Consider the following 23405-nt stretch of genomic DNA (forward strand, 5'->3'; position numbering starts at 1 on the left):
TATATAAATTTGGGAGGGATAGTATAGTTATGAGGAATTATTTAAGGATTTCTGTTCTTGTTGTCCTGCTTTTTTCCTTATTTTCAGCATCAGCATTTGCTGCACCAAAAGATGTTGTAAGTTCCGACTCCCTTGAAATTACTAAAAACAGCAAGCGTTTTCATGTGGAAATAAAAGAAAAAGCAAAAGGTAAAGTTAATACTATTCAAGTTGAACAAATATTAGATCAGGCAATTGAATTACATCCGAACCAGCCAGAATATAATATTTATATTGAGGATGTTGTTACTGAATCGGAGGTTCCTCTAAACATCCTTAGTTCGGCCGATTTATCGGTCGCAAACTATCATTGGTACGATACCGGTTCAACTTATTTTACTTCAAAGCAAGTTGTTTCAACGAATAATCCGACGGCAGCTAATTTTGTAATCTCTGTTGCCAAAGGACAAACTGTCCAACTAGGCTATAACTATTCTTTTACTGTGTCTAGCAGCTATTCTGCTCAAGCAGGCATGCCTTCAGGTGCTGGTGCAAATGTTCAAGGTTCCTTGTCTGCATCTGCGACAAAAACTTATAGCTCCACGACAACTTGGACCGGACCACCGGAAACTTCAACGTATAACTCCAGAACCTACTATACAACAGGCTATAAAACTTATGGAAATTACACAACTTACCAGTACGGAAACATTTCTGGGGACTTACACGCGACATGGACTGGAAGCTATCAGGATGCTCAATCAAATTTTACTTCGTGGTCATTGGATACCAATTAAATTTTAAAGGTAACGCCCCATTAATTTGGGGCGTTATTACAACAAGGAGATGTTAGCGATGTTAAATCTAAACTCCGATAATAAGTTACCATTGATTATTATCATACTTTTATTAATTCAGATTGGATGTATGTTTTTTCTCATTGCACTGTTTATTAAGTTTGATAAGAGTGATCACAAAAATATTTTGGATAATTACACCTTAAATTTAAAAGACCTCGGAGGATCCTCTTACATTCATACGGAAGTAACTCCTCAAGGTGATTTATGGATCTATAATTCAAACACTCGTGATATTACATATATAGAGAATCCAACTGATAGTGGTTCAATTAAAATTACTGAAAAAGCATTATCAAAATAGTAAAGGGGGGATATCTTTGTGAAAAGGTATATTGTTTTATTCGCCTTTTTTTTCTTGGTTTCTATATCATTTGAAACAATTTCTTTAGCCCATGAAGGTCATTTACACTCTACGAAGTCAAATGTAGCTGTATTGCTTAGTGATGGTGAAATCTGTACCCACAGTGATATTAAGATTGATGGCCAAGTGTATTTGAAAGCTAGTGATATATTTAAATGTTTAAATTATAAAACCAATTGGGACAATAAAAACAAAATATTTTTTATACAAGAAAAAATTAAATTAAAGCTAACCGCCAATTCTGATGTACTTATCTTAAATGAAAAAACAACTGTTTTACCTGACTTGTCTAAGGTGATTAATGGGAGACTGTTTATAGCAACATCTACTATTAAGATAATGTTCCCTAAATCTATTTTCGACTCTACCAACAACATATTATATATATTCAAAAAGGATATACTAGAGGATGTAGATTTACTCGGAAAAAAAATGGTCATGGTAAAAACTTACGACCAAAAAGGGAATAAATTAGACAATGGAAGTGGAGTTATTATATCACCTAAAGGTTTTGTAGTTACCAGTTTACATGTAATTCAAAAAGCTGACAAAATCGAAGTAACTCTATCAGATAGTAGTACCTTAACAGCTATTTTAGTAAATAAAAATGATGAGTATGATATTGCCATATTGAAGGTAAGTTCGACTAACTTAGACTACATTTCATTAGGTGATTCATCCAAAATAAAATCAGGACAAGAGATAATAACAATTAGCGCACCTTTAGGGCTAATGAATACAATCTCTACAGGAATTATTAGTAATCAAAATAGAACAATATTTGAGAAAAATCTTATTCAAATAACAGCTCCAGTTTACTTTGGCAGTAGTGGTGGTGCAGTCATAAATACAAATGGTGATTTAATAGGCATAATTACAAATGGCGTCGAGAATGCTGCAAATATTAATTTTGCAGTGCCAGTAAACAAAATTAAAAATTTATTGTAAAATAGTATTTTTGTGTTGAAAATTAACAATTAATATATTCATATTTTAAAAAGACGGCCATGCATCCGCCGCCGCCCGAAGGCTGCCGCAAGATACATGGCCGTTCTGCTATTTCCGCTATTCGGGCCAATCTATCCCCGCAATATTCCCTCAATCTTCTCCAGCTCTTCCGCGCTGAGCTCGGGCGCCCTCAGGGCGGCGGCGGCATCCTCGATCTGGCTGACCTTGCTTGCACCGATCAGCGCCGAGGTCACCTTGCCTCCGCGAAGCACCCAGGACAAGGCCAGCTGGGACATTTTCTGTCCGCGTGCCGCCGCCACTTCGTTAAGGCGGCGGACCTTGCCCAGCACATCTTCCGTCAGTTCCTTCTCGGACAGGAATGCGCTCGGTCCGGCCGCGCGGGAATCCGGCGCGATGCCGTTCAGGTAGCGGTCCGTCAGGATGCCTTTTTGAAGGGGCGAAAAAGCGATCGTACCCACGCCTTCCTCCTCAAGCACGTCTTGAAGTCCATCCTCGATCCAGCGGGACAGCATGGAGTAATTCGGCTGATGGATCAGGCAAGGGGTGCCGAGTCTCCGAAGAATCTGCAACGCTTCCCGGGCCTCTTCGGCGCGGTAATTGGAAATGCCTACGTACAGCGCCTTGCCTTGGCGGACGATCAGATCCAGTGCGGCCATCGTTTCCTCAAGCGGAGTATCAGGATCGGGACGGTGGTGATAGAAAATATCGACATAATCCAGGCCCATCCGTTTCAAGCTCTGATCAAGGCTGGCGACGAGATATTTTTTGGAGCCCCATTCTCCGTATGGACCCGGCCACATATAAAAACCGGCCTTGCTGGAAATGATCATTTCGTCCCGGTAAGGAAGGAAATCTTTTTTCAGGATGGCGCCGAAGTTCTCCTCGGCGGAGCCTGGGGGCGGTCCGTAATTATTCGCAAGATCGAAATGCGTAATGCCCAGATCGAACGCTCTTCGGATCATAGCTCTTCCGTTCTCGAGCGCGTCGATACCCCCGAAGTTATGCCATAGGCCGAGCGAAATCGCCGGCAGGCGCACGCCGCTGCGTCCGCAGCGGTTATAAACCATATTCTCGTATCTGTCCGTATTGGCCGTGTACATAGTAGATTGCCCTCCTGTAATGAATTGGCGTTCACCCTGACGGGCGAGCTGTTATTGTTACGCTTTCATTGTAGCGGAAACGGAGAGGCAAACGAATGTCAGCAAGGGAGGAATATATATCATAATGTCAGATTTGCATGCCCTTCCCGGTAGCTCTTGGGAGAGCAGCCCTGAACCTTTTTGAACATCCGTGAGAACAGGAGCGCGTCATCATAACCGATGGAACGGGCAATTTCTCCGATGGTGCAGTCCGTCCGGGTGAGCAGCTCGCAGGCCTTGGCCATGCGGTAGCCCAGCAAGTACTGGCGTGGAGGCATGCCGACAACCTGTTTGAAGAGCGCGGATACATATTTGCGGTTAAGCTGCAGCATTTCGGACATCATTTCCATAGTGATATTCTCGCAGTAATGGGACTCTATAAAATGCAGGCACTTCTCCACATGCTCGTTCTTGCGTCCTTGCAAAGCGGAAGCTGCGGCAGCCGCAGGGACGGTACGAAGTAGAGCCGCCAGGAATTCGTAAAAGATCGCCGTTAGCGGCAGGTCGAGCGCGCCGCTGGTTCCGGCGGCCTCCGTCAGCCTGTCATAAAGTCCGTTCATCACCTCGCCGTCCATAGGAAATACGGGGGATTCCGGCGACAGGGTTGTTCTGGAGAGAAGCGGCTTCACCCTTTCTCCCGTGAAGGCGATCCAGGAGTAGTTCCAAGGGTCGCTCTCATCGGCGGCGTAGGAGGCAACGACCCGGGGATAAGTCAGAAAGGCCTGGCCCGGGTACAGGATATGGGATTGTCCTCCCGCCATAACCTTGCCGGTCCCTTTATGGACGAAATGGATTTTGTAGTATTCTCTAAAGCCGGGACCGAAGGTATGTCCGGGAGCGCATTGCTCACGGCCCCAGAATAGGAGATGCAGATCCGGAGAGACCCCGAATGGCTGCTCCGCGTTGTAATGAAAGATGGCCATATTTTTGCGCCCCTTGTTTTAAAATTAAGGTATAGCGGTCAATCGCTTTATCTTTTCATTATACCTCAAAGACAAACGTAAATTGATAAATTGAAGTTAACGCGACGAATCAGGTCTGAAAGTGAAAGCACCCGTCAACCAAGCCGGTCGCCGAATTCAGGTGACGGGAGGTGTGCGGGTGCTTTTTGGAATGAGCATATTATGTAAAAATAAAAACCGGCTTTCCAAACGGAGCCGGCGAACGATTTATGAAACCTATTCTTGTATTCAGGAGCGGAAAGCTTAAGCCTCCATTTTCAGCATGACCAACTCGTCCACAGGATTGCCCTCGACCAGATGCTCCTTAACGATCCGCTGAACATCATCAGTGGTCACATTGTAGTACCATATTCCGTCCGGATAGACAATGAGAAACGGGCCGTTGCCGCAAAGGCCAAGACAGCTGGTCTTGTTGATCTTAACCGTCTTATTGATCCCCTGTTCGACAAGCTCTTCCTTGAAAGCCTGCATAACTTCTTCAACGTCCTGGTTATTACAGTGCTCGCTGCAACAAAACAGCAGATGTTTCTTTAAAACCTTAAGCCGCATGTTCATGGTTTTTCCTCCTTGGTTTGTGTTGCTTTTATTTACACCTTTAGCATGAAGTATAGTCCTTTTGTTATCGTTTGTAAGGAAAAAGAAGTGAGTGTTCCAAAAGATTCAATAATCCGAAAATTATTTCACATATTACGTAATATATAATAACGCAACTATGACTTGTAATGGATTTTGTGACGAATTTTTATCAGATCTTAGTTAATTTTCCGTTTAGAAATTATTTTTGAGGATTCATCTTAGCGACCGTCGATTCTCCGTTTATACTAAATTGATTTGGTTAAGTAAGCTATGTGCAAGGTAATCTAAAATTTTAAATTACTTTGGGAGGTAATCGCTATGAACAAGAGGATTGTGGGCGTCTTTATGAACGAGTACGACGCGTCTCGGGCGATCGGGGAATTAAAGAGTCGCGGTTTTCGGACAGAGGATATCTCCGTTATTGCGAGAAATAAAGAAGATATGAATGCAGTCAGTGAAGAGACGGGAACGAAGGCTCCCGAAGGAATGGCTTCCGGAGCGGCGACGGGCGGCCTGCTCGGCGGAGTAACCGGACTGCTCGCCGGCATTGGCGCGCTGGCAATCCCGGGCATTGGGCCGATCATTGCAGCCGGTCCGATTGCGGCAACGCTGGCCGGAGCAGTGGTTGGCGCCGGGACAGGCGGGCTTGTTGGAGGCTTGGTCGGCCTTGGCATACCGGAAGACGAAGCGGAAAGCTATAACCGTTATGTTGATGAAGGCCACATTCTGGTCATGGTCGATGCGGACACTTCGCAGGAAAGTGTTGTATATGAAACGTTCCGGACGCACAACTCGCTTAACAGCCACTATTATGGGGCGGGTGATACGATGCCTCGCAGCACGATGACCGACGCCTCGGTAACCGATAACCCGGTGAACGACAGGCAAGGCGGATCGATAGCGGGTTCTGTTGATGGTGTATTCAATGGCTCGGGCCTTGAAGGCAAGCATGACACCGGGCTGGATACGATGAACTCGAATCCGGCAAGTGTCCGGGAAGATTTGGATGTGACTGCACCTGGTAAAGCGCGGGACGTTTCCGGCAGGCTTCCTACCGATACCGGCATGAACAAGGAACGCAAGCAGCGTCCGCACGATAATCTGCCGGTCCCGCATAAAGAAATCGCTGATTAAAGGCGGGTATGACGGCTTCACAGCCGAACCGGCCCGTGTGGAAGAAGACATATCTATGTATAATAAGTGTGAAGAGGCATTATCAGAGAGAAAAAGTGGAGATAGGCCTAAAAACGAAGAGCGGTCTCTCAAGCCCGAAAGGGCTTGAAGAGCCGCTCTTGTCTGCGAATGATACATAAGGGGAAGATGAAGTTGAGAATTGAAGCATTACAGCCTGACCGGCTGGTGGAGTTCATTGCCTACTGCAAGAAACACAGAAGTGAAATCGATGAGTCGTTTCTGTACGACGAAGATTTGAATGGCTTTCAGCCCGGTTCAGACAATCCCACCTACATTGCAGTTAACCGGGAGGGAGAGCTGACAGCGGCCGTTTCGCTTATGGTGGATGATTACAACCGAAGAGGACGAAAGGCCCGATTCAGAATATTCCATTCGGAAATGGAAGACATGAATGCATATAAAATGCTGTTAGCGGCTGTGATGAAGCACGCGGAGGGACTGGACAAGTTATTTGTTTTTGTGCCGTCGGTCAACACGGAGCTGATGCGGGCTATGGAGGAGCTGCATTTTGTAGTGGAGCGATATGCCTGCCTGCTGGTAAACGGATGCCGGGAGACGGCGGCATTCAGTATGCCGGAAGGATATGCAATCCGTCCTTTTCGTCCGGAAAGCGATGCTGAAATTTGGAGCGGAATCCGGAATGCGGGATTCGCCAAGCTTCAGGGAAGCGAAACGCCCGTTACGCCTGAGATGGTGCTGAAGATGGCTGCCGAGGAAGATTTTATTGACGGCGGAATGATGATCCTTTATGACGGGGACAAGCCTGTGGGCATTGTCAGGGGAAGCGCAGACGAGTATGAAGGCTCGCCGATCATGAATATCGGGCCGCTCGCTCTCCTTCCGGAATACCAGGGGAAAGGGCTGGGGAGAATTATGCTGCGAGCCGCCCTGCAATTTGCCAAGGAAAAGGGCTATCCGGGAACCATTCTGTGCGTCAACGCGGAAAATGAACGGGCGAAGGCATTGTATTTTCAGGAGGGCTTCGAACAAGTCGAATCCGCAATATGCTATAAATTTGAGCTGCTTGGCGTTTAATTCGGTACGCAAGCAGACGGCTGCGCATGAAGAAGACCGTGCCCTCACTCAGAGCAGCACGGTCTTCGCTTGTTGCAATATAGAAAGAGTGATTTACAGGGAAGCAACCTTCTTTCCCGCAGCTCCTTGCGGGATTTCCTTGCCCGGAAGGAAATGGATGCTGCGGATGTAGCGGATCGTCCGGCTTTGCGCCCGCATGATGACGGAATGCGTCTCTGCGCGTTCTTTGCCGATGAAGCGGACGCCATTCAGGAAATCACCGGAGGTTACCCCGGTGGCGGCAAAAATCACATCGCCCGTTCCAACCATGTCGTCCATGTACAGCACGCGCGTCGGATTGGCAATGCCCATCCGCATGCAGCGCTGCAGCTCGAACGGACCTTGCGGCAGCAGTTGGCCCTGCATTTCGCCGCCGAGGCATTTCAGCGCCGCTGCGGCAAGCACGCCTTCCGGAGCGCCGCCGGAGCCGAGGTACAGGTCGACATCGCTGTCCGGCAGAGCGGCTGCGATTGCTCCCGCCACATCGCCGTGGCTGAGCAGCTTGATGCGTACTCCTGCTTGGCGGAGGGTGTTAATCATCTTCGCATGCCGCTCGCGGTCCAGCACCATGACGGTCATCTCGGACAGTGACTTGCCAAGATGGTGGGCAGCTTTGGTCAGCGTAATTTCAACGGGGTCTTCAATGCTGAGCTTGCCGACCAGCTCGGGACCGCAGGCCAGCTTCTCCATGTAGATGTCCGGCGCGTGCAGCAGGCTGCCTTTATCGGCAATGGCGATGACCGATTGGGCGTTCTGCAGCCCGGCGGCGACGACCTCCGTGCCTTCCAGCGGATCGACGGCCACATCGACGAGCGGGCCGCGCTTGTTGCCGACTTTCTCGCCGATATACAGCATGGGGGCGTCGTCCATTTCGCCTTCGCCAATGACTACGGTCCCGTCGATGGAGACGGAATCGAACATGGAACGAATAGCCGTTGTCGCCGCATCATCGGCGGCATCCTTATCCCCGCGGCCAATCCAGCTTGCTGAAGCCAAAGCACCCAGTTCCGTCACCCGTACAATCTCAAGAGCCAATTCGCGTTCCATAGTTAATTCCCTCCATCCATATATTGTATTTCTTTTTTTAGCTTCACTTTGTGGGGCTTTAATCCCCGGGGGCCCCATAAAGTACTCGGAATTTACATCGTAGCTTCCACTTCACTTTATGGGGTGATTTTTAAATGTAACCCATAATAAGTCCGGCAGTTTCTTCGATCGCCTTGTCAGTAATGTCGATGACCGGGCAGCCGAGCCGCTCGAAGAGCGCTTCGGCGTACTTGATCTCTTCCTTGATCCGTTCCAGGCTCGCATACTGGGAGTCGACTGGAAGTCCCAGCACCTTAAGACGCTCCGACCGGATCTTCAGCATATGCTCCGGCTCCATCGTCAGTCCGATCATCCGCTGGGGTGGAAGCTTGAACAACTGGCCCGGCGGGCTGATCTCCGGCACGATCGGATAATTGACCACTTTCTTGCCGCGATGGGCAAGAAAGATGCCAAGCGGCGTCTTCGAGGTGCGCGACATGCCTAGCAGCACAATATCCGCTTTTAGCATGGCACCAAGATCCCGGCCGTCGTCGGAGGCGACGGTGAATTCAATCGCCTCGATCCGCCGGAAATAATTCTCATCGAGTTGATGCAGCAGGCCTGGCCTTTGCCGGGGCTCATCGTTGAAAATATCGATGAACGCCTGCATCATCGGCCCCATAATGTCCACGATGCGCAGGTCCAGCCGGACCGCTTCCTCGCGGATCGTCTCCCGCAGCTCCGGCTGCACCAGGGTATAGGCGACAAAGCCGTTATGCTTGGCGGCTTCCTCTAGCAGCTTTCGCAGCTCATCTTCATGTCTTACATTTCCGTACCGTTTGATTGTGACACGCTGATTCTCGAATTGGTGTAAGACGGCCTGAACGACAGCTTCCGCCGTATCCCCTAAAGAATCTGAGCATATCGTAATGAAATGTGAAGGCTCATCCATGCTCTTTTTGATTCCTCCGTTATCCTTTGGCTTCGGTATCGAGGAGAAGCTTTACGATGGAAGTCTTGGTCAGCCGCCCTACCACGTCCAGCTTTCCAATGGCTTCTTCTCCCTCGCAGGGAACCACTACCGGCAAACTGTCTACCTCGTGAAAAATCATTTTGTGCGCGGCGTCCAGCACCGTGTCGTCGGGTCCGACCGTAATGAGCTTGGGCTGCCGTGTCATAACCATGCTGACCGGTATGGATGCAGTTCCGGGATTGCCAAGGGTGACTTTCAGGAAATCCTTGCGGGAGGCGACCCCGGTTAGCTTGCCATCTTCGTCGCAAATGATGAGTGTGCCGACATCCTGGAGGAACAGGGTAACGACCGCATCGTGAATCGTTGTGGTCTCCCGGATAATAATAGGCACGCTTTGAATATCCTTGACCTTCGTTTCCTGCAACAGATAGCCGCTGCCAAGACCTCTGGAAGATTTCCCTCCCGGGAAATAGCCGACCTTCGGCTTGGCGTCGATGTAGTCGAGCATGACCAGCAGTGACAGGTCTGCGCGGATGGTCGGGCGGCTAAGCCGCAAAGCTTCGGCAATCTGCTCGCCGGTGATTGGAGCGTTCTTTTTAACAATGTCGATAATTTGTAGTTGCCGGGAAGTTAGTTCGATTGCAAATCCCTCCACTTTCTTGATGCAAGAAAGCGATCCTTCTCAAGAAAAGGGCCGCCAGAGTTGATGCCCCCTTTCCCAAATGCGTCATGTTGGAAGAATAATCCCTTTCGTTGCTTATATAATACATAATATTAATCCTTATTGCAATATATAATACGTACTATTTTAGATTTATTGTGAAAAATGAGGTATATAACTGTGATTAATCCTCATTATTAATCTTTTGATGCATACGGAAGCCATCTCCAAAAGCAGATATCCCTGCGGACCGTCTGTTAAGAGCCGAACCGGGGGCGAATCTGGCGAGCAGCTGCTTCAAGGCTTTCGCATTGACAAGCATGGTCCCGCCTATGATAGTTATTACACCCAGCAGGGTCATCCATGAAACCGTCTCGTCATAAAAAAAGATGCCCACACCGACCGCGATCGGCGGCGAGATGTAAAGCCACGTGGACGGGAAGACAGGGTTCGTCTTGGCAACGAGCCAGTAGTACAGGCTGTGGCCGACCATGGAACCGATGACCGTCAGATAGAGAAAGGAGCCTGAAGCCCTCCAGGAGAGAAGAAAGCTGATGCTTGGCCGCTCCGCGAAGAGGGAGAGCAGGAGCATCAGCGCGCCGCCATAAATCATTTGCGCCGCATTCAGCGCGATAGGATGAACATCCGGAAGACGGGCGGTGACGGTCCGGGTATACAGGGTGCCCGAAGCGTAGGCCCATTCCCCGATCAGAATGACGGCGCAGCCGGCAAGCCAGAGCGGGGAGGCGCTGAGAGACAGACTGGGCAGGACCAGCAGAAGCACACCCGTAAAGCCGATGAGACAGCCGGCCAGAGACAGGGAGGAAGCTTTTTGCCGAAGCAGGAACGTCTGAAGCAGCAGAATCATGATCGGTCCGGTGGCGGAGAGTACGGCGGCAAGACCGGAGGAGACGTACTGCTCGGCCCAATACAGCGCGGCGAATGTGCCGAAGGTCAGCCCGAGTCCCGTCAGCGCCGTTTCTTTACGCAGCAGCAGGGAGAAGGAAGCTTTCCGTTTCCACGACATCCACAGCAGCAGCGCCGCTCCTGCGGCGAAAAACCGCAGTCCTGCAGAGAAAAAGGGAGGGGCTCCGGCGTCCACGCCGATTTTAATCGCCAGAAAGGTCGTGCCGAAGATCAGACATACGAGGCTGTAAGCCAAAATAATCATGTTCAATGCTCCTTTATCGCTTATGTATTTTCATCCCATCATATCGGGCCGGAGACAGAACAGATGAAACAGGACAGAACAGATGGGCGGGAAATGAGATACAATGAATGGCACAGGGATTATACGGGAAGGGATGGAACAATGAATAAGATATCCGGCAACGAGCAGCATCCGCTGTTCCGGCAGGTCTATGAATATATGACCGCCCGGATCGAACGCGGCGAGTGGAGAGTGCATGACAAGCTGCCGTCGGTCCGGCTGCTGGCGGAGGAGCTCCGGATTCACCGGCTGACCGTCTTCAAAGCCTACCAGCGGCTGAAAGAGGATGGCAAGGTCTATGTCAGGGACAAGTCCGGCTATTATGTGGCGCCTGCGGCGGCGCCCGGGGGATGCGATAAAGCGGGGACGGACTTGGGATACCGGATCTGCAATCGGCTCTCGGACATTCAGCGCATGCCGGTCAAATACCAGTTCTCCCAAGCGCTGATCGACCCCAATTTGCTGCCGAATCTGTATTTGTCCGACTATGTCAAAGAGGTGTTCGACAGGTACCCGAAGGTGATGGGCACCTACTCCAGCGTAGAGGGCGATTATGAGCTGCGTGAATTCTTAAGCGGTCATTTCCGTGTGAGCAGATTGCTTCAGGTCGAGCCGGAGGAACTGCTAATTACTTCGGGCGCCCAGCAGGCGATCAATCTGATTGCAAGCATCATGCTTATGCCGATGGACTGCGTGATGGTGGAGCGGCCGACCTACGGTGCGGCGCTGGATATTTTCCGCCAGCGGGGGGCGCGTTTGCTTGCTGTAGATATTACGCCAGACGGCTACAATTTGGACGAAATCGGGAAGTTGATGGAGCAGTACAGACCCCGGCTCTTCTACATCAATCCCACGCACCATAATCCGACCGGATATACCGTTCCCGTATGGCAGCGCAAACGGCTTGTCGAACTGGCCGAGCGTTACCGCTGCCTGATCGTCGAGGACGATCCTTTTCGCGATATGTATTTTGCCGCCGAACCGCCGCCGCCGATTTTTTCCTACGACACGGAAGGCTGGGTTGTGTACCTCGGCAGCTTCAGCAAATACGTGGCGCCGGGCCTTCGCATTTGCGCCGTCATCTGCCGGTTTCCATTGATGGACAAGCTGATCGCAGCGAAGTTCATGGCGGATAACGGGACGCCGCTGCTGAACCAGAAAATCTTTCTGCACTACTTCACTTCGCCGCGGCTTCAGGGGCATCTGGCCAAGCTCCGCATTGCCCTGCAGGTGCACAAGGAGATAGCAGAGCGTGAGCTTGCGGGGACCGGATGGAGGTGGACGGCTCCTCAGGGCGGTCTGAACCTCTGGGTGAACCTGCCGGAGCATATTCCGCCCGAAACGCTGTTTCGTAAAAGCATGGAGCAATCGATTGCGTTCGTGCCCGGCGAGATCTGCGATCCGCAGGGAGAAATGAAGTCGTGGATTCGCCTCAGCTATTCGTTTACCCCGGAAGATGTCTTACGCGAGGGGATGAGGAAGCTTGCGGAAATCGCGCGGAGCCTTTAATAATTACGACATAAATAAATTAATTATCTAAATAGTACGTCATATATATTGCCAATAATCGGCATTTATGCTACAACCTTAATTAAGCGCTACTCCAATTTCTTAGTCTGTCGGGCATTTTTGTACCATACTTTCATTAATGGAGGGATTGTTCAAATGCTGAAACGCGTGTACAGGTTTGAAGAAGGAAATGCGGAGATGAAGAACCTGCTTGGAGGAAAAGGAGCGAATCTAGCGGAAATGACGGCTCTTGGTCTTCCGATCCCCCCGGGTTTTACGGTAACCACGGAAGCTTGCCAGGCTTATTACGCAGCCGGAGGAAAGCTCCCCGAAGGACTGATGCAGGAGATTCATCATGCGCTGCGTGGTCTGGAGGCGGGGAAATCCGCGGAATTCGGAGGCGTAAGCCGGCCGCTGCTCGTATCCGTGCGTTCGGGGTCGGTAACCTCCATGCCGGGCATGATGGATACGATTCTGAACCTCGGGCTCAACGACGATACGGTCAAGGGGCTTGCGGAGCAGACAGGCAACGAAAGATTCGCTTTGGATTGCTACCGGCGATTTATTCAAATGTTCGGCGACGTCGTGCTGGGTATCCACTCGATTTATTTCGAACGGCTGCTGGAGCAATCCAGGAAAGAACACGGGCGTGCCTGCGATCAGGAGATCAGCGCCGGCGAGTGGAAAGAACTCATCGCCAAATACAAATGGATTGTGGAAGACCGCACCGGAAAGCCGTTTCCGCAGGATGTGCGCGTTCAATTGAAGCTGGCGGTGGAAGCTGTATTCCGCAGTTGGAACAACATGAGAGCCAAGGTATACCGGAAAGTGTACGGGATCCCGGATGAGCAGGGAACGGCGGTCAATATCCAGGCGATGGTATTCGGCAATCTCGGCTCCGGCAGCGGAACCGGCGTATTGTTTACCCGCAATCCCTCCACTGGAGAACGGGAATTATACGGTGAATATCTGGCAGACGCCCAAGGCGAAGACGTTGTAGCCGGAGTGCGTACGCCTAAGCCTGTCAGCGAGCTGCGCAAAGAACTGCCGGTCGTCTATGAACAGCTCTCGGGTGCTGCCGGACTTCTGGAAAATCATTACCGGGATATGCAGGATATCGAGTTCACCGTCGAGAACGGCAGCCTGTACCTGCTGCAGACCCGAGGCGGCAAACGGACGGCGCAGGCCTCCATCAAGATCGCCGTGGACTTGGTGGAGGAGGGCATCCTCTCCAAAGAAGAAGCCGTCAGCCGGATCGAGCCGGGACATCTGGATCAGCTGCTGCACCGCTCCATCGCCATCCCGCCGGAGCTTGCGCCGATTGCGAAAGGTCTGCCGGCCTCTCCCGGAGCGGCCGTCGGCTTGATTGCGCTGGATGCAGATACCGCCGAGCGGTGGACCAAGGACGGCCGCAAGGTTGTGCTGGTCAGTACGGAGACCTCGCCGGACGATATTCACGGCATTTTGGCGGCGGAAGGCGTGCTGACGAGCCGGGGCGGCATGACCAGCCATGCCGCAGTCGTGGCGAGAGGCATGGGCAAGCCGTGCATCTGCGGCTGCGAGGCGCTGAGCATCGACTACGAAGACCGCAGCGTAAGCATAGGGGAGCTTACACTGGCGGAAGGCGAAGAAATTTCGCTGGACGCTTCCGGCGGGCGGGTATTCCAGGGAGGTCTGTCGCTCAGCGATCCGGAAATTACACCGGAGCTGCTTAAGCTGCTGGACTATGCGGATGAGATCCGCAAGCTTCGCATCTATGCGAACGCCGATACGCCGCATGACGCCCTGAAGGCGCGGGAATTCGGCGCGGAGGGGATCGGGTTGTGCCGGACGGAGCATATGTTTTTCTCGGGCAGCCGCCTTCCTATTGTCCAGGCGATGATTCTCGCGGGCGGCAGAGAGGAAAGGATGCTCTATCTGGACCGGCTGCTGCCGATGCAGCAAGCCGATTTTGAAGATATGTTCGGGGCAATGGACGGCCTGCCGGTGACGGTCCGGCTGCTGGACCCGCCGCTGCATGAGTTTTTGCCGAACCTGGATCAGCTAAGGGAGCAATGCCGCAAGCTTGAGGAGACCGGGGAGGACGGAGAAGAAGTCCGGAAGCTGAAGATTATGATCTCCAAAGTAAATGACCTGCGGGAGGTCAATCCGATGCTTGGCCTCAGGGGCGTCAGACTGGGCATTTTATTTCCGGAAATTTATGAAATGCAGATCGAGGCGATCTTTAAGGCCGCTCAATCGGCGCTCCGCAGGGGAGTGGATGTGCGTCCTGAAATCATGATTCCTCTCGTCGGGCATCCGGATGAGCTTAAACGCATGAGAGCGTTGGTCGACGAAATCGGGGGCCAGGTGCTCAGCGAGGAGTTCAGAGGGCTCGGGTACCGGGTGGGGACGATGATTGAAGTGCCCAGAGCCGCGCTGCTGGCGGATACTATCGCGCAGCATGCCGATTTTTTCTCCTTCGGCACGAACGATTTGACCCAGATGACTTTCGGATACAGCCGCGACGATGCGGAAGGAAAATTCCTGAATTCCTATCTGGACGGGAATATCCTCAAGGCCAATCCGTTCCAAGTGCTGGATCAGGACGGCGTCGGTCAATTGATCCAGTGGGCCGTAACCCGGGGCAAGGCGGTGAAGTCGTTCCTGAAGACGGGAATATGCGGCGAACACGGCGGCGACCGGGAATCGATTTCTTTTTGCCACCGCACGGGGCTTGAATATGTCAGCTGCTCCCCGTACCGGATTCCGTTCGCGCGCATAGCGGCGGCGCAGGCTGCTCTGCTTGACAGAGCGGAGAAACCGCAGATTCCGGCCGAGAAGCAGGTCGTTTAAACGGGGCGCAGGGCGTCAGGAAGAGGGGGGCGAAATGGAAAATCGGAGCAGCCGGAGTATGATAGATACCGAAGGGGAAGAGGCAGAACACGGCCGCTGGATCGTCATTTGCTCGGACGCCGTGGGGGAAACGGCCGATGCCGTTGTAAGCGCGGCCTTGCGCCAGTTTGAGGCCCTGCCCGCCCGGATCAAACGCTTCAGCCATATTTCCGGCGGGAGGGAAATCCGCGAGGCGGTGCGTGAAGCCGCCGAGCGGCGCACGTTTATTGTCTATACCTTTGCGCAGCCGGAGTTAAGCGAAATGATGATTAGTGAGGCTGCTGCTCACGGCATAAGGGCCGTGGATATTATGGGCCCCGTCATTTCGGCGATCTCGATGACCTTCCATAATCAGCCCCTTGCCCGGCCCGGACTGGAAAGCAGGATGAATGAAGCGTATTTTCGCCGGGTCGAGGCCGTGGAATTTGCCGTGAAATATGATGACGGACGGGATTCGCGGGGAATCGGCCTTGCCGAGATCGTGCTGATCGGAGTCTCCCGCACCTCAAAGACCCCGCTTAGCATATACCTGGCCCATAAGGGCTACAAGGTGGCGAACTATCCATTGACGCCGGAGGTCAGGGCTCCGCAGGAGCTGTTTCAGATCCCGAGCCGCCGTATTTTCGGGCTGACGATGGAGCTGGAAGCGATTCTCAAGATCCGTGCCGAACGGCTGAGATCGCTGGGGCTGCATGCTGACGCGGACTACGCGGCGGCTCACCGCATTGTGGAGGAGTTCACTTACGCCGAGGAACTGATGAGGCGGATCGGCTGCAAGGTAATCGATGTGTCTGATAAATCCATTGAGGAAACCGCGGGTTTGATTATCGACTGCATTCAATAACAACGGAGAAAGGGCCGTTTCCCGGCTGCAATGGATATGCAGGGGAGCGGCCCTTGGCGTTCTGCGGGTCGTGTTTCAGAGAGGAGAATTCCTTCCGCCCGCCTTACACCCAGCCGAAGGCGTATGCCGCCTGCGCCACCGCGAAGGTTACGGCAATGGCGATGCCGAGCGGGATGACGGCCGACAGCACGGCCCATTTTATGCTTTTCGTTTCCTTGTAGATGTTAACCAGCGTCGTGCCGCACGGATAATGCAGCAGTGAGAACAGCATCATGTTAAGCGCCGTCAGCCACGTCCAGCCGTGCTGGAGAAAGATATCCTTGATATTTCCGAGGCTGTCGACATCGACCATGGCTCCCGACGACATGTAGCCCATCATCAGGATCGGCAGCACTATTTCGTTCGCGGGCAGGCCGAGGATAAACGCCATAATGATATAGCCGTCCAGTCCGAGCAGATGCGCGAAGGGATCGAAGAAAGACGCCATATGATTCAGAATGCTGTCTCCTCCGATGACAATATTACCCAGTATCCAGGTGGCGATTCCGGCTGGCGCGGCGATCACGATGGCCCGCGTCAGCACGTTCAGGGACTTATCCTTGGAAGAAACCAGGATCGTCTTCCAGACCTGCGGCTTCCGGTATGGAGGCAGCTCCAGGGTGTAATGCGTGGGCACGCCGCGCAGCGCCGTCTTGGACATGATCCAGGAGACGGTCAGCGTGACCACGATGCCCAATAGCACAAGCCCCATAAGGATACCAGCGGTGGTCAGCGATTTCAGCGCTCCAGTCGTTGCGGCTCCCGCCATGAACAGGGACGCCAGCAGGATCAGCGTCGGCCACCGGCCGTTGCACGGGACGAAATTATTGGTCAGAATCGCCAGCATCCGTTCGCGCGGCGACTCGATGATCCGCGTGGAGAGGATGGCGGCAGCGTTGCAGCCGAAGCCCATCGACATGGTCAGGGCCTGCTTGCCGTGGCCGCCCGACTTCTTGAACAGGCGGTCCATGTTGAAGGCGACGCGCGGGAGATAACCGAAGTTCTCGAGCAGGGCGAAGACGGGAAAGAAGATCGCCATCGGCGGCAGCATGACGCTGATGACCCAGGACGTTCCCCGGTATAAGCCGAGCACAAGCACGCCGTGCAGCCAGGCCGGGGCATTAACCGCCTGGAATCCGGCGGTCAGATAGCCTTCAATGAAGCCGAACAGGGAGGCCAGCCAGCCGGATGGATAGTTCGCCCCGGCGATCGTAATCCAGAATACGGCGCCGAGTATGGCGAGCATGATCGGGAAGCCCCAGATTTTTGAGGTTACGATCTGATCAAGCTTATGCGTGCTCTTCAATTTGCTGCGGTCGCGGTAGGTGACAGCCTCCCGGCAGATGCTTGCAGAGACGCCGTAGATGCCGCCGACAATGTCGTCACGAATGCCGCCGCTGGTCAGCTTTTCGGCTTCAGCAATCAGGGAATCCAGCGCGCTGCTTCCTTTAATGACATGCTGTTGCTCCATGGCCGGACACCTCCTTCGGGACGCTATCCCGTATTCCTAAGCTTGCCTTGCGGAGGGAAGCCAGCAGGCTCTCATCTCCGTCCAGCAGCCGCAGCGCAATCCACCTGGCGGGGTAATCGCCGCCTACAGCCTGCTCCACGAGGGGGAGGAGCTCGGCGATGCCGCGTTCAATTTCCTCACTGTACTGAATCCGCAAGGGTTCTGCGGCGAATGTGCCGTCCGCGACCCGTTCCACCTGATTCAGCAGCTCCTGGATTCCGGTTCTGTTTCTGGCGGAAATGGCGGTTACCGGTACGCCAAGGCGCTTCGATATGGCCTTCAGGTCGATGTCGATGCCAAGCCTGCGCGCCTCGTCGATCAGGTTAATGCAAATCACGGCGCGGCCGGTAATTTCCAGCACCTGCAGGGCTAGATTCAGGTTCCGCTCCAGCGAGGTGGCGTCCAGCACGACAAGCGTCACGTCCGGTTTCTCAAAAATGATGTAATCGCGGGCCGCCTCTTCATCGGCCGAGTTGGAGTACAGGGAGTAGGTGCCCGGAAGATCGACGGCGCGGTATTCCTTGCCGTTATGTGTAAACGTTCCTTCGGCGGTAATGACCGTCTTGCCGGCCCAGTTCCCGGTGTGCTGCCGCATTCCGGTCAGCAGATTGAACAGTGTGCTTTTTCCCGTATTCGGGTTGCCGGCAAAGGCTACAGTATAAGATTTCATTCCGTTTCCCCTCCAATCGGTTCTCCGTAAATGAGTGAACTTTCTTCTCTGCGCAGTGCAATCATTGTATTGCTTATTCGGAATGCGGTAGGGTCGCCCAAAGGACTGCGGCGCACCACTTCTACCGTGTTGCCGGGGACAAAGCCGAGATCCAGCAGTCTTCTTCTCATTACGCCCTGTATGCTCATGCCTTTGATTTCAAGTACGCTTCCTTTGACGGCTTCGGATAACGGAATACCGGTTTCGGTCATAACAATCATCCTTTCTTCTAGCCTATACACCCGACTGTTGAGCTGTTCCATAATATTAGTATACGCGACCAAATTTGTCCTAGCAACAAAAAAGTTTCCCTAAGGAAACTTAAATTTTAACAAAAACCCCCGCGATCAAGAAAAGCTTCTCCAGCGCGGGGGTACCCTGGTTCTAAACCATTGTTCTCTTCAGACTGTGTACATAACGTGATCTTACAACGGCGAAATACAGCGTCTGCACCGCCAGGAAAGCGCCAATCGTCATCAGGACCGGGACCGTGATTTCGTAGACCTGAATTTGAACCATGACGGGCCGGAGCACAACCAGAGTCTGAACCCAGGCGACCAGAATGGGGATGTAAAAAAGCAGAGCGATCTGCCTGGTTGCCGAGCCGGACATCTCGCCGGGACTGAGTCCGATCTTGGACAGCGCACGGTACATTCTTTGGTCGGCGGCCAGCTCGGAGTGCAGGCGGAAGTAGAGAAAGCTCGCCGACGAGACGGAGAAGATCAGGGCGATGAATATGCCGATAAAGCCAAGCATCGAAGCTCCCTGTTTCGTCGTTAGATACAGGTAATCCCTGGCGCTCAGATACCCGCCCAAGCCGTGGGATTGATTGTCGCGATCTCTGTATGTGTCCGCCAGTTCGGTGGAGAGGAGCGCGGTCCGGCTTCCTGCGGCTGGAAGCTGTCCGTCCAATGCGGGCACTTTGTACAGGAACATTGTCAACGCTGACCCTTTGACGGCCAGCTGGTTATACATGTCGCCTGATATGACCAGCAGAGGAGCGGCATATTGTCCGAAGGGCGAAGTCGGCAGCTCCAGCGTCTTTTTCACAATAAAGGTCTGGCCCGGATACTCCAGCAGCTTTACGCGGTTATCTTTGGCATAATCTTTAATGTTGAAATCGTTCGAATGGATCAGCAGAATCTCGCTGCCGGACAGCCCGGCTTCAGCTTCCCTGCCCATCTGCGGCGCCAGCTCGTTGTAACGGTCCAGGGGCAGGATATTGAAAGGAATGAACTTGCCTTCTTTCACAATGGTACCGTGCAGCAGCCCGACTTTATTTTCCGTGTACTTTAAGCCTTCCGCCTGAAGGCGGTCGCGGATCAATTGCGTGTCTTTCTCTGCAGCTGCGGCGGACAAATGGGAGGTGGTATAGGTAAAGGCAAACGGGCTGTTCACATACGCGTCCTTGTTCGCATTGTTTATCGAGAGCAGAAAGCTCGAAGCCATGCAGGCGAGCGACGTAACCACGGTCACAAGAAACAGCATGCGGGCATTGTCCTTCAGCTTGTAAGCCATCTCCGAAATCCAGAGCAGGTTGGTTCCGCGCCACAGCCGTCTGCGGCTGAGCTTAAGCAGACTAATCGTAAGAACGGACAACTGGGTGTAGAAAAAGTAAGTACCGGCAATGCCTGTTACCGCTGCGGTAAGCAGCCATTTAGGGTCCAGCGGCTGGCGAATCGCCCAATATCCGGCGGCAAGCAGCGCGATGCACAGCGCGGACAGCAGCAGGGAGGCCTTGGGTTCCTTTTTCGGCTTGCTCGTGCCTTTCAGCAGCTCCAGCACCCGGTTCTTCCGGATAAACAGCAGGGTGAACGCCGAGATGACGATGAACAGGCCGAGGAACGCGGCTGCGGTTACTACTATTGCTTTTACCGGCCAGTATAAGGGCAGATTGGCAATGCCGATCATCTTGGTGCTGAGCAGCAGAAACATCTTGGACAGCAGCAGACCTCCGGCCATGCCCGTCAGGATGGAGAACAGCCCAATCAGCATATTTTCCATGAAGATCAGCTTATTGATCTGTCCCGGCCGAGCGCCCAGAATCGTCAGGATGCCGAACTCGAGATTGCGGGATTTCAGAAAAGCGCTTATGGAGTACAGCACGAAGAAGAAGGCGAAGATGAACACGATGTAAGAGGCGATCTTCATGCCAGCGGCCGAGTTTTCCCCCAGCTCAATCGAGGTCACGTCCGGATGGAACATGAATACCGCGTAAGCGAAGAAGACCATGACCATAAAGGCGCTGCTTAGAAAAAAAGCGATATAAGACCGGGCGTTCCGGCGGATGTTGTTAAACGCGAACTGAGGAAAGCTCATGGCTGTTCCCTCCCCAGAACGACAGCGTGTCGATGATTTTTTGGAAAAAGGCCTGGCGGCTCTCGCCCCGGCGGATCTCTGCCGCAAGCTTACCGTCCTTGATAAAGATGATCCGGCTGCAGTAGCTGGCGGCGAGCGGATCATGCGTGACCAGCATCAGTGTGGCTCCCGTACTTCGGTTGATATTCTCCAGCGATTCCATCACGAGCCTCGAGGAGTTGGAGTCCAGTGAACCTGTTGGTTCGTCGGCCAGGATAAGGGAAGGGGATGAGATAATCGCCCGGGCAATCGCCGTCCGCTGGCGCTGTCCGCCGGAGATTTCGTAGACCCGTTTATCGAGAATATCCGTAATACCCAGGCGGTCGGCAGCCTGCTCCAGCAGCGTCTTCATCTCGGAGAGCCTGCGCTTGTCGAGCGTCAGCGGAAGCACGATATTCTCGCCGACGGTGAGCGTTTCGAGCAGATTGAAATCCTGGAAGACGAAGCCGAGCTGCCTTCGGCGGAACAGGGCCAGCTCCTTTTTGTTCATGAGAAAAGGGTTGCTGCCGTTGATCTTCACTTCGCCGGAGCTGGGCCTGTCAATGGTGGAGACCATGTTGAGCAGTGTCGTTTTGCCGCTGCCCGACGGACCCATAATGCCGACGAATTCTCCGCTCTCGATGCCGAGATGGATATCGGTAAGGGCGCGGGTGCTGATTTTGCCCGGATAGACTTTGCTGAGGGCGGTGACTTCCAATACATTCATGAGAGACCTTCCTTTCCAGGGTTGGGGCGTTTGCATTATCCCCGCAAGTATCCTGTTACACTCTCACTGTACCGTACAACGCCCGATGGCTGCCATGGATTTACCTTACGGTTTCCTTACAGTCCGGTTAATGTTATGTTCGTATCCGCCGGAATCCCCGAATCAAAAATTAGCCGGACCGCCGTGCCTTCGCCGTGCTGCGAGGAAAGCTCCACCCGGTGTCCTATCCGCTTGCATATTTCGTGGACAAGATAAAGGCCCATACCGGTCGATTCGCGGTACTCCCGTCCGCGTTCGCCCGTGAAATAAGGATTAAAGACCCGCTTCAAATCCTCAGGGGCGATTCCGATGCCTTCGTCGCGAATTTCCAGAATGACCTCGCGGCCTCGCTGGAAAGCTGCGGCGGTGACGGTCTTTCCGGAGCCGGCTGAATAATTCACGGCGTTAGTTAGAATCTGGACGAGCATAAACCTCAGCCACTTGGCGTCGGTATACACCTTGAGCTCCTCGCCAATCCGGATATCCGCCTGCACGCCCCGGCGGATGAAGAGCCGCCGGTTCTCGGCCACCGTCTCGCTGACCGCCTTCCGCAGAGATACCGGCACGATGCTGAAATCATCCTCGAACCGGTCCAGCCGGGAAGTGTACAGCACCATTTCCAGCCCTTTGCGCAGGCGGTCGACTTCCTCGCGGATACTGTCCGCCGCCGCATCGTCCAATTCCTCGGCTGTCAACTGAATAATGGACAAGGGGGTCTTCATTTGATGAACCCAGCGGTTCATGAACGTGATATGGCTGTCCACGCGGCGGGCCTCCTCGCCGAGCTGATCCCGGTAATGGCGGCCGTAGGTTTCCAGAAGCTTGTCGACGGCTTCCGGAAGGGGAGCGTCTCCAAGCGGCTCGAAGGCGCTGTTCAAGGAGGCTTCCGGATCGTTAAGCTTTATGTACAGTCTTCGATGACGCAGGTAGCGGAATCCGAGATACACGGCAAGCACCGCTCCGCTGAGCGCCGCGCCGTACAGCATAATAGAGAAGGGGCGCCCTTCGCCCGTGAGCCAGTAGAGAAGCGGAACGAGCAGCATCTGGACCGCATAGAACAGCAGCAGCGGAAGCTGCACCTTTAGAAACAGCTTCATGGCGCTTCGGCGATGTTCAGCCGGTACCCCGCTCCCCTTACCGTTTCCACAGCATCGTCCGCATTCAGTTCCTTAAGCTTTTTGCGCACCCTCGTTATGTAGACATTCAGTGTGTTGTCATCGATGAAATGCTGGTCTTCCCACATCAAGTCGAGCAGCCGCTCGCGGCTGACTACGCGGCCTTCCTTCAGCATCAGGGCTTCCAGCAGGACGGACTCCTTCTGAGTCAGTTCCGCCGTAAGCTCTCCATGCTGAATGGCAAAGCGTTCGGGATAGAGAGTCAGCGAGCCCGAGCGTACGGTCCGTTCTTCCGGCTGATGCGCGTAAGAACCGTAGACCCGGCGCAGCTGGCTGCGGATCTTGGCGAGAACGACCTCGTAATGAAACGGCTTCGTGATGTAGTCGTCCGCTCCGTTCTCCAGCGCCATCACCTGATCCATTCCGCTGTCTCTGGCGGAGATGAACAGGATCGGGCAGAGCGACCGGCTGCGGATCTGGCGGCACCAATAATATCCGTCGTATTTGGGGAGATTGACATCCAGCAGCACGAGATCCGCTCCGCTATCCAGAAAGGCATCCAGCACCGAGCTGAAATCTTCCACAATAGCTGTGCGGAAGCCGTATTTCGACAGGTAGGTTTGCAGCAATACGGCAAGTTTGGCATCATCCTCTATGATCAAAATGGTTTCCATGAAATTCTCCTTCATGCGATATGATGGCGGCTTACGTACCGCTA

At 53.2% G+C, this 23405-nt stretch carries 22 protein-coding genes; 8 read left to right on the forward strand and 14 right to left on the reverse strand.

The window, feature by feature from the left end:
* The first annotated feature begins 29 nt into the window (after positions 1 to 29).
* Genes KP014_RS08735 through KP014_RS08745 form a run of 3 tightly spaced genes read left to right on the forward strand, consistent with a single transcriptional unit; the run spans position 30 to position 2148 of the window.
* Entirely contained in the window at positions 30 to 776 is a 747-nt protein-coding gene (locus KP014_RS08735; protein WP_036599644.1) for a hypothetical protein, read from the forward strand.
* A gap of 58 nt (positions 777 to 834) precedes the next feature.
* On the forward strand, positions 835 to 1140 hold the full coding sequence (locus KP014_RS08740) for a hypothetical protein (protein ID WP_036599642.1): 306 nt from the start codon (positions 835 to 837) through the stop codon (positions 1138 to 1140).
* 18 nt (positions 1141 to 1158) lie between these two features.
* Entirely contained in the window at positions 1159 to 2148 is a 990-nt protein-coding gene (locus tag KP014_RS08745) for a trypsin-like peptidase domain-containing protein (protein WP_051500385.1), read from the forward strand.
* Positions 2149 to 2279: 131 nt separating this feature from the next.
* Here the strand turns inward: KP014_RS08745 and mgrA are convergent, their stop codons facing one another.
* The 3 genes from mgrA to KP014_RS08760 all read right to left on the reverse strand — a co-directional run bounded on the left by mgrA (position 2280) and on the right by KP014_RS08760 (position 4825).
* On the reverse strand, positions 2280 to 3269 hold the full coding sequence (gene mgrA, locus KP014_RS08750; protein WP_036599659.1) for an L-glyceraldehyde 3-phosphate reductase: 990 nt from the start codon (positions 3267 to 3269) through the stop codon (positions 2280 to 2282).
* 119 nt (positions 3270 to 3388) lie between these two features.
* Positions 3389 to 4231, reverse strand: a complete 843-nt coding sequence (locus KP014_RS08755) for an AraC family transcriptional regulator (RefSeq protein WP_090834042.1) — start codon at positions 4229 to 4231, stop codon at positions 3389 to 3391.
* A gap of 282 nt (positions 4232 to 4513) precedes the next feature.
* Positions 4514 to 4825 carry a (2Fe-2S) ferredoxin domain-containing protein gene (locus KP014_RS08760; RefSeq protein WP_051499492.1) on the reverse strand — a complete coding sequence of 104 codons (312 nt, stop codon included), beginning with the start codon at positions 4823 to 4825 and terminating at the stop codon, positions 4514 to 4516.
* Between the two features lie 339 nt (positions 4826 to 5164).
* Between KP014_RS08760 and KP014_RS29345 the strand changes: the two genes are divergently transcribed.
* Entirely contained in the window at positions 5165 to 5980 is an 816-nt protein-coding gene (locus tag KP014_RS29345) for a general stress protein (protein WP_090834041.1), read from the forward strand.
* 192 nt (positions 5981 to 6172) lie between these two features.
* Positions 6173 to 7075 (forward strand): GNAT family N-acetyltransferase, encoded by a 903-nt coding sequence (locus tag KP014_RS08770; RefSeq protein WP_036595241.1) that lies wholly within the window; start codon positions 6173 to 6175, stop codon positions 7073 to 7075.
* A 93-nt stretch (positions 7076 to 7168) separates the two neighbouring features.
* Here KP014_RS08770 and glpX read toward each other — a convergent pair whose 3' ends face one another.
* From glpX to KP014_RS08790, 4 genes are all read right to left on the reverse strand, one after another.
* Positions 7169 to 8161, reverse strand: a complete 993-nt coding sequence (gene glpX, locus KP014_RS08775) for a class II fructose-bisphosphatase (protein WP_090834039.1) — start codon at positions 8159 to 8161, stop codon at positions 7169 to 7171.
* Positions 8162 to 8291: 130 nt separating this feature from the next.
* A complete protein-coding gene (locus tag KP014_RS08780; protein ID WP_036597144.1) occupies positions 8292 to 9092 on the reverse strand; it encodes a pyruvate, water dikinase regulatory protein in 801 nt (266 codons plus the stop codon).
* Between the two features lie 19 nt (positions 9093 to 9111).
* Positions 9112 to 9768 (reverse strand): helix-turn-helix transcriptional regulator, encoded by a 657-nt coding sequence (locus KP014_RS08785; protein WP_051500225.1) that lies wholly within the window; start codon positions 9766 to 9768, stop codon positions 9112 to 9114.
* 190 nt (positions 9769 to 9958) lie between these two features.
* A complete protein-coding gene (locus tag KP014_RS08790; protein ID WP_051500226.1) occupies positions 9959 to 10945 on the reverse strand; it encodes a DMT family transporter in 987 nt (328 codons plus the stop codon).
* A 141-nt stretch (positions 10946 to 11086) separates the two neighbouring features.
* Here KP014_RS08790 and KP014_RS08795 point away from each other — a divergent pair, with 141 nt between their 5' ends.
* The 3 genes from KP014_RS08795 (at position 11087) to KP014_RS08805 (ending at position 16211) form a co-directional block, all read left to right on the forward strand.
* Complete coding sequence (locus tag KP014_RS08795) at positions 11087 to 12493, forward strand: aminotransferase-like domain-containing protein (protein ID WP_036597145.1); 1407 nt, start codon at positions 11087 to 11089, stop codon at positions 12491 to 12493.
* Positions 12494 to 12649: 156 nt separating this feature from the next.
* Positions 12650 to 15328: a pyruvate, phosphate dikinase gene (ppdK, locus tag KP014_RS08800; RefSeq protein ID WP_090834038.1), complete on the forward strand. Its 2679-nt coding sequence runs from the start codon at positions 12650 to 12652 to the stop codon at positions 15326 to 15328.
* Positions 15329 to 15386: 58 nt separating this feature from the next.
* Positions 15387 to 16211, forward strand: coding sequence for a pyruvate, water dikinase regulatory protein (locus KP014_RS08805; protein ID WP_051499246.1), 825 nt, complete (start codon positions 15387 to 15389; stop codon positions 16209 to 16211).
* A gap of 103 nt (positions 16212 to 16314) precedes the next feature.
* On the opposite strand, the gene KP014_RS08810 is transcribed toward KP014_RS08805, so the two are convergent.
* The 7 genes from KP014_RS08810 to KP014_RS08840 form a co-directional block, all read right to left on the reverse strand.
* Positions 16315 to 17721 carry a nucleoside recognition domain-containing protein gene (locus KP014_RS08810; RefSeq protein WP_090834037.1) on the reverse strand — a complete coding sequence of 469 codons (1407 nt, stop codon included), beginning with the start codon at positions 17719 to 17721 and terminating at the stop codon, positions 16315 to 16317.
* Positions 17699 to 18430 (reverse strand): FeoB small GTPase domain-containing protein, encoded by a 732-nt coding sequence (locus KP014_RS08815; protein ID WP_036595991.1) that lies wholly within the window; start codon positions 18428 to 18430, stop codon positions 17699 to 17701. Before KP014_RS08815 ends, KP014_RS08810 begins: the two co-directional genes overlap by 23 nt.
* Entirely contained in the window at positions 18427 to 18681 is a 255-nt protein-coding gene (locus tag KP014_RS08820) for a FeoA family protein (protein ID WP_036595993.1), read from the reverse strand. Before KP014_RS08820 ends, KP014_RS08815 begins: the two co-directional genes overlap by 4 nt.
* Before the next feature lie 172 nt (positions 18682 to 18853).
* Positions 18854 to 20788, reverse strand: a complete 1935-nt coding sequence (locus tag KP014_RS08825) for an FtsX-like permease family protein (RefSeq protein WP_036595994.1) — start codon at positions 20786 to 20788, stop codon at positions 18854 to 18856.
* On the reverse strand, positions 20763 to 21533 hold the full coding sequence (locus KP014_RS08830) for an ABC transporter ATP-binding protein (protein WP_036595996.1): 771 nt from the start codon (positions 21531 to 21533) through the stop codon (positions 20763 to 20765). The genes KP014_RS08825 and KP014_RS08830 overlap by 26 nt, the downstream gene beginning before the upstream one ends.
* Positions 21534 to 21649: 116 nt before the next feature.
* Positions 21650 to 22669 (reverse strand): sensor histidine kinase, encoded by a 1020-nt coding sequence (locus KP014_RS08835; RefSeq protein ID WP_036595998.1) that lies wholly within the window; start codon positions 22667 to 22669, stop codon positions 21650 to 21652.
* Entirely contained in the window at positions 22666 to 23361 is a 696-nt protein-coding gene (locus KP014_RS08840) for a response regulator transcription factor (RefSeq protein WP_036596000.1), read from the reverse strand. Before KP014_RS08840 ends, KP014_RS08835 begins: the two co-directional genes overlap by 4 nt.
* Positions 23362 to 23405: the final 44 nt, after the last annotated feature.

It is taken from the genome of Paenibacillus sophorae (genome assembly GCF_018966525.1).
GTDB lineage: Bacteria > Bacillota > Bacilli > Paenibacillales > Paenibacillaceae > Paenibacillus_AQ > Paenibacillus_AQ sophorae.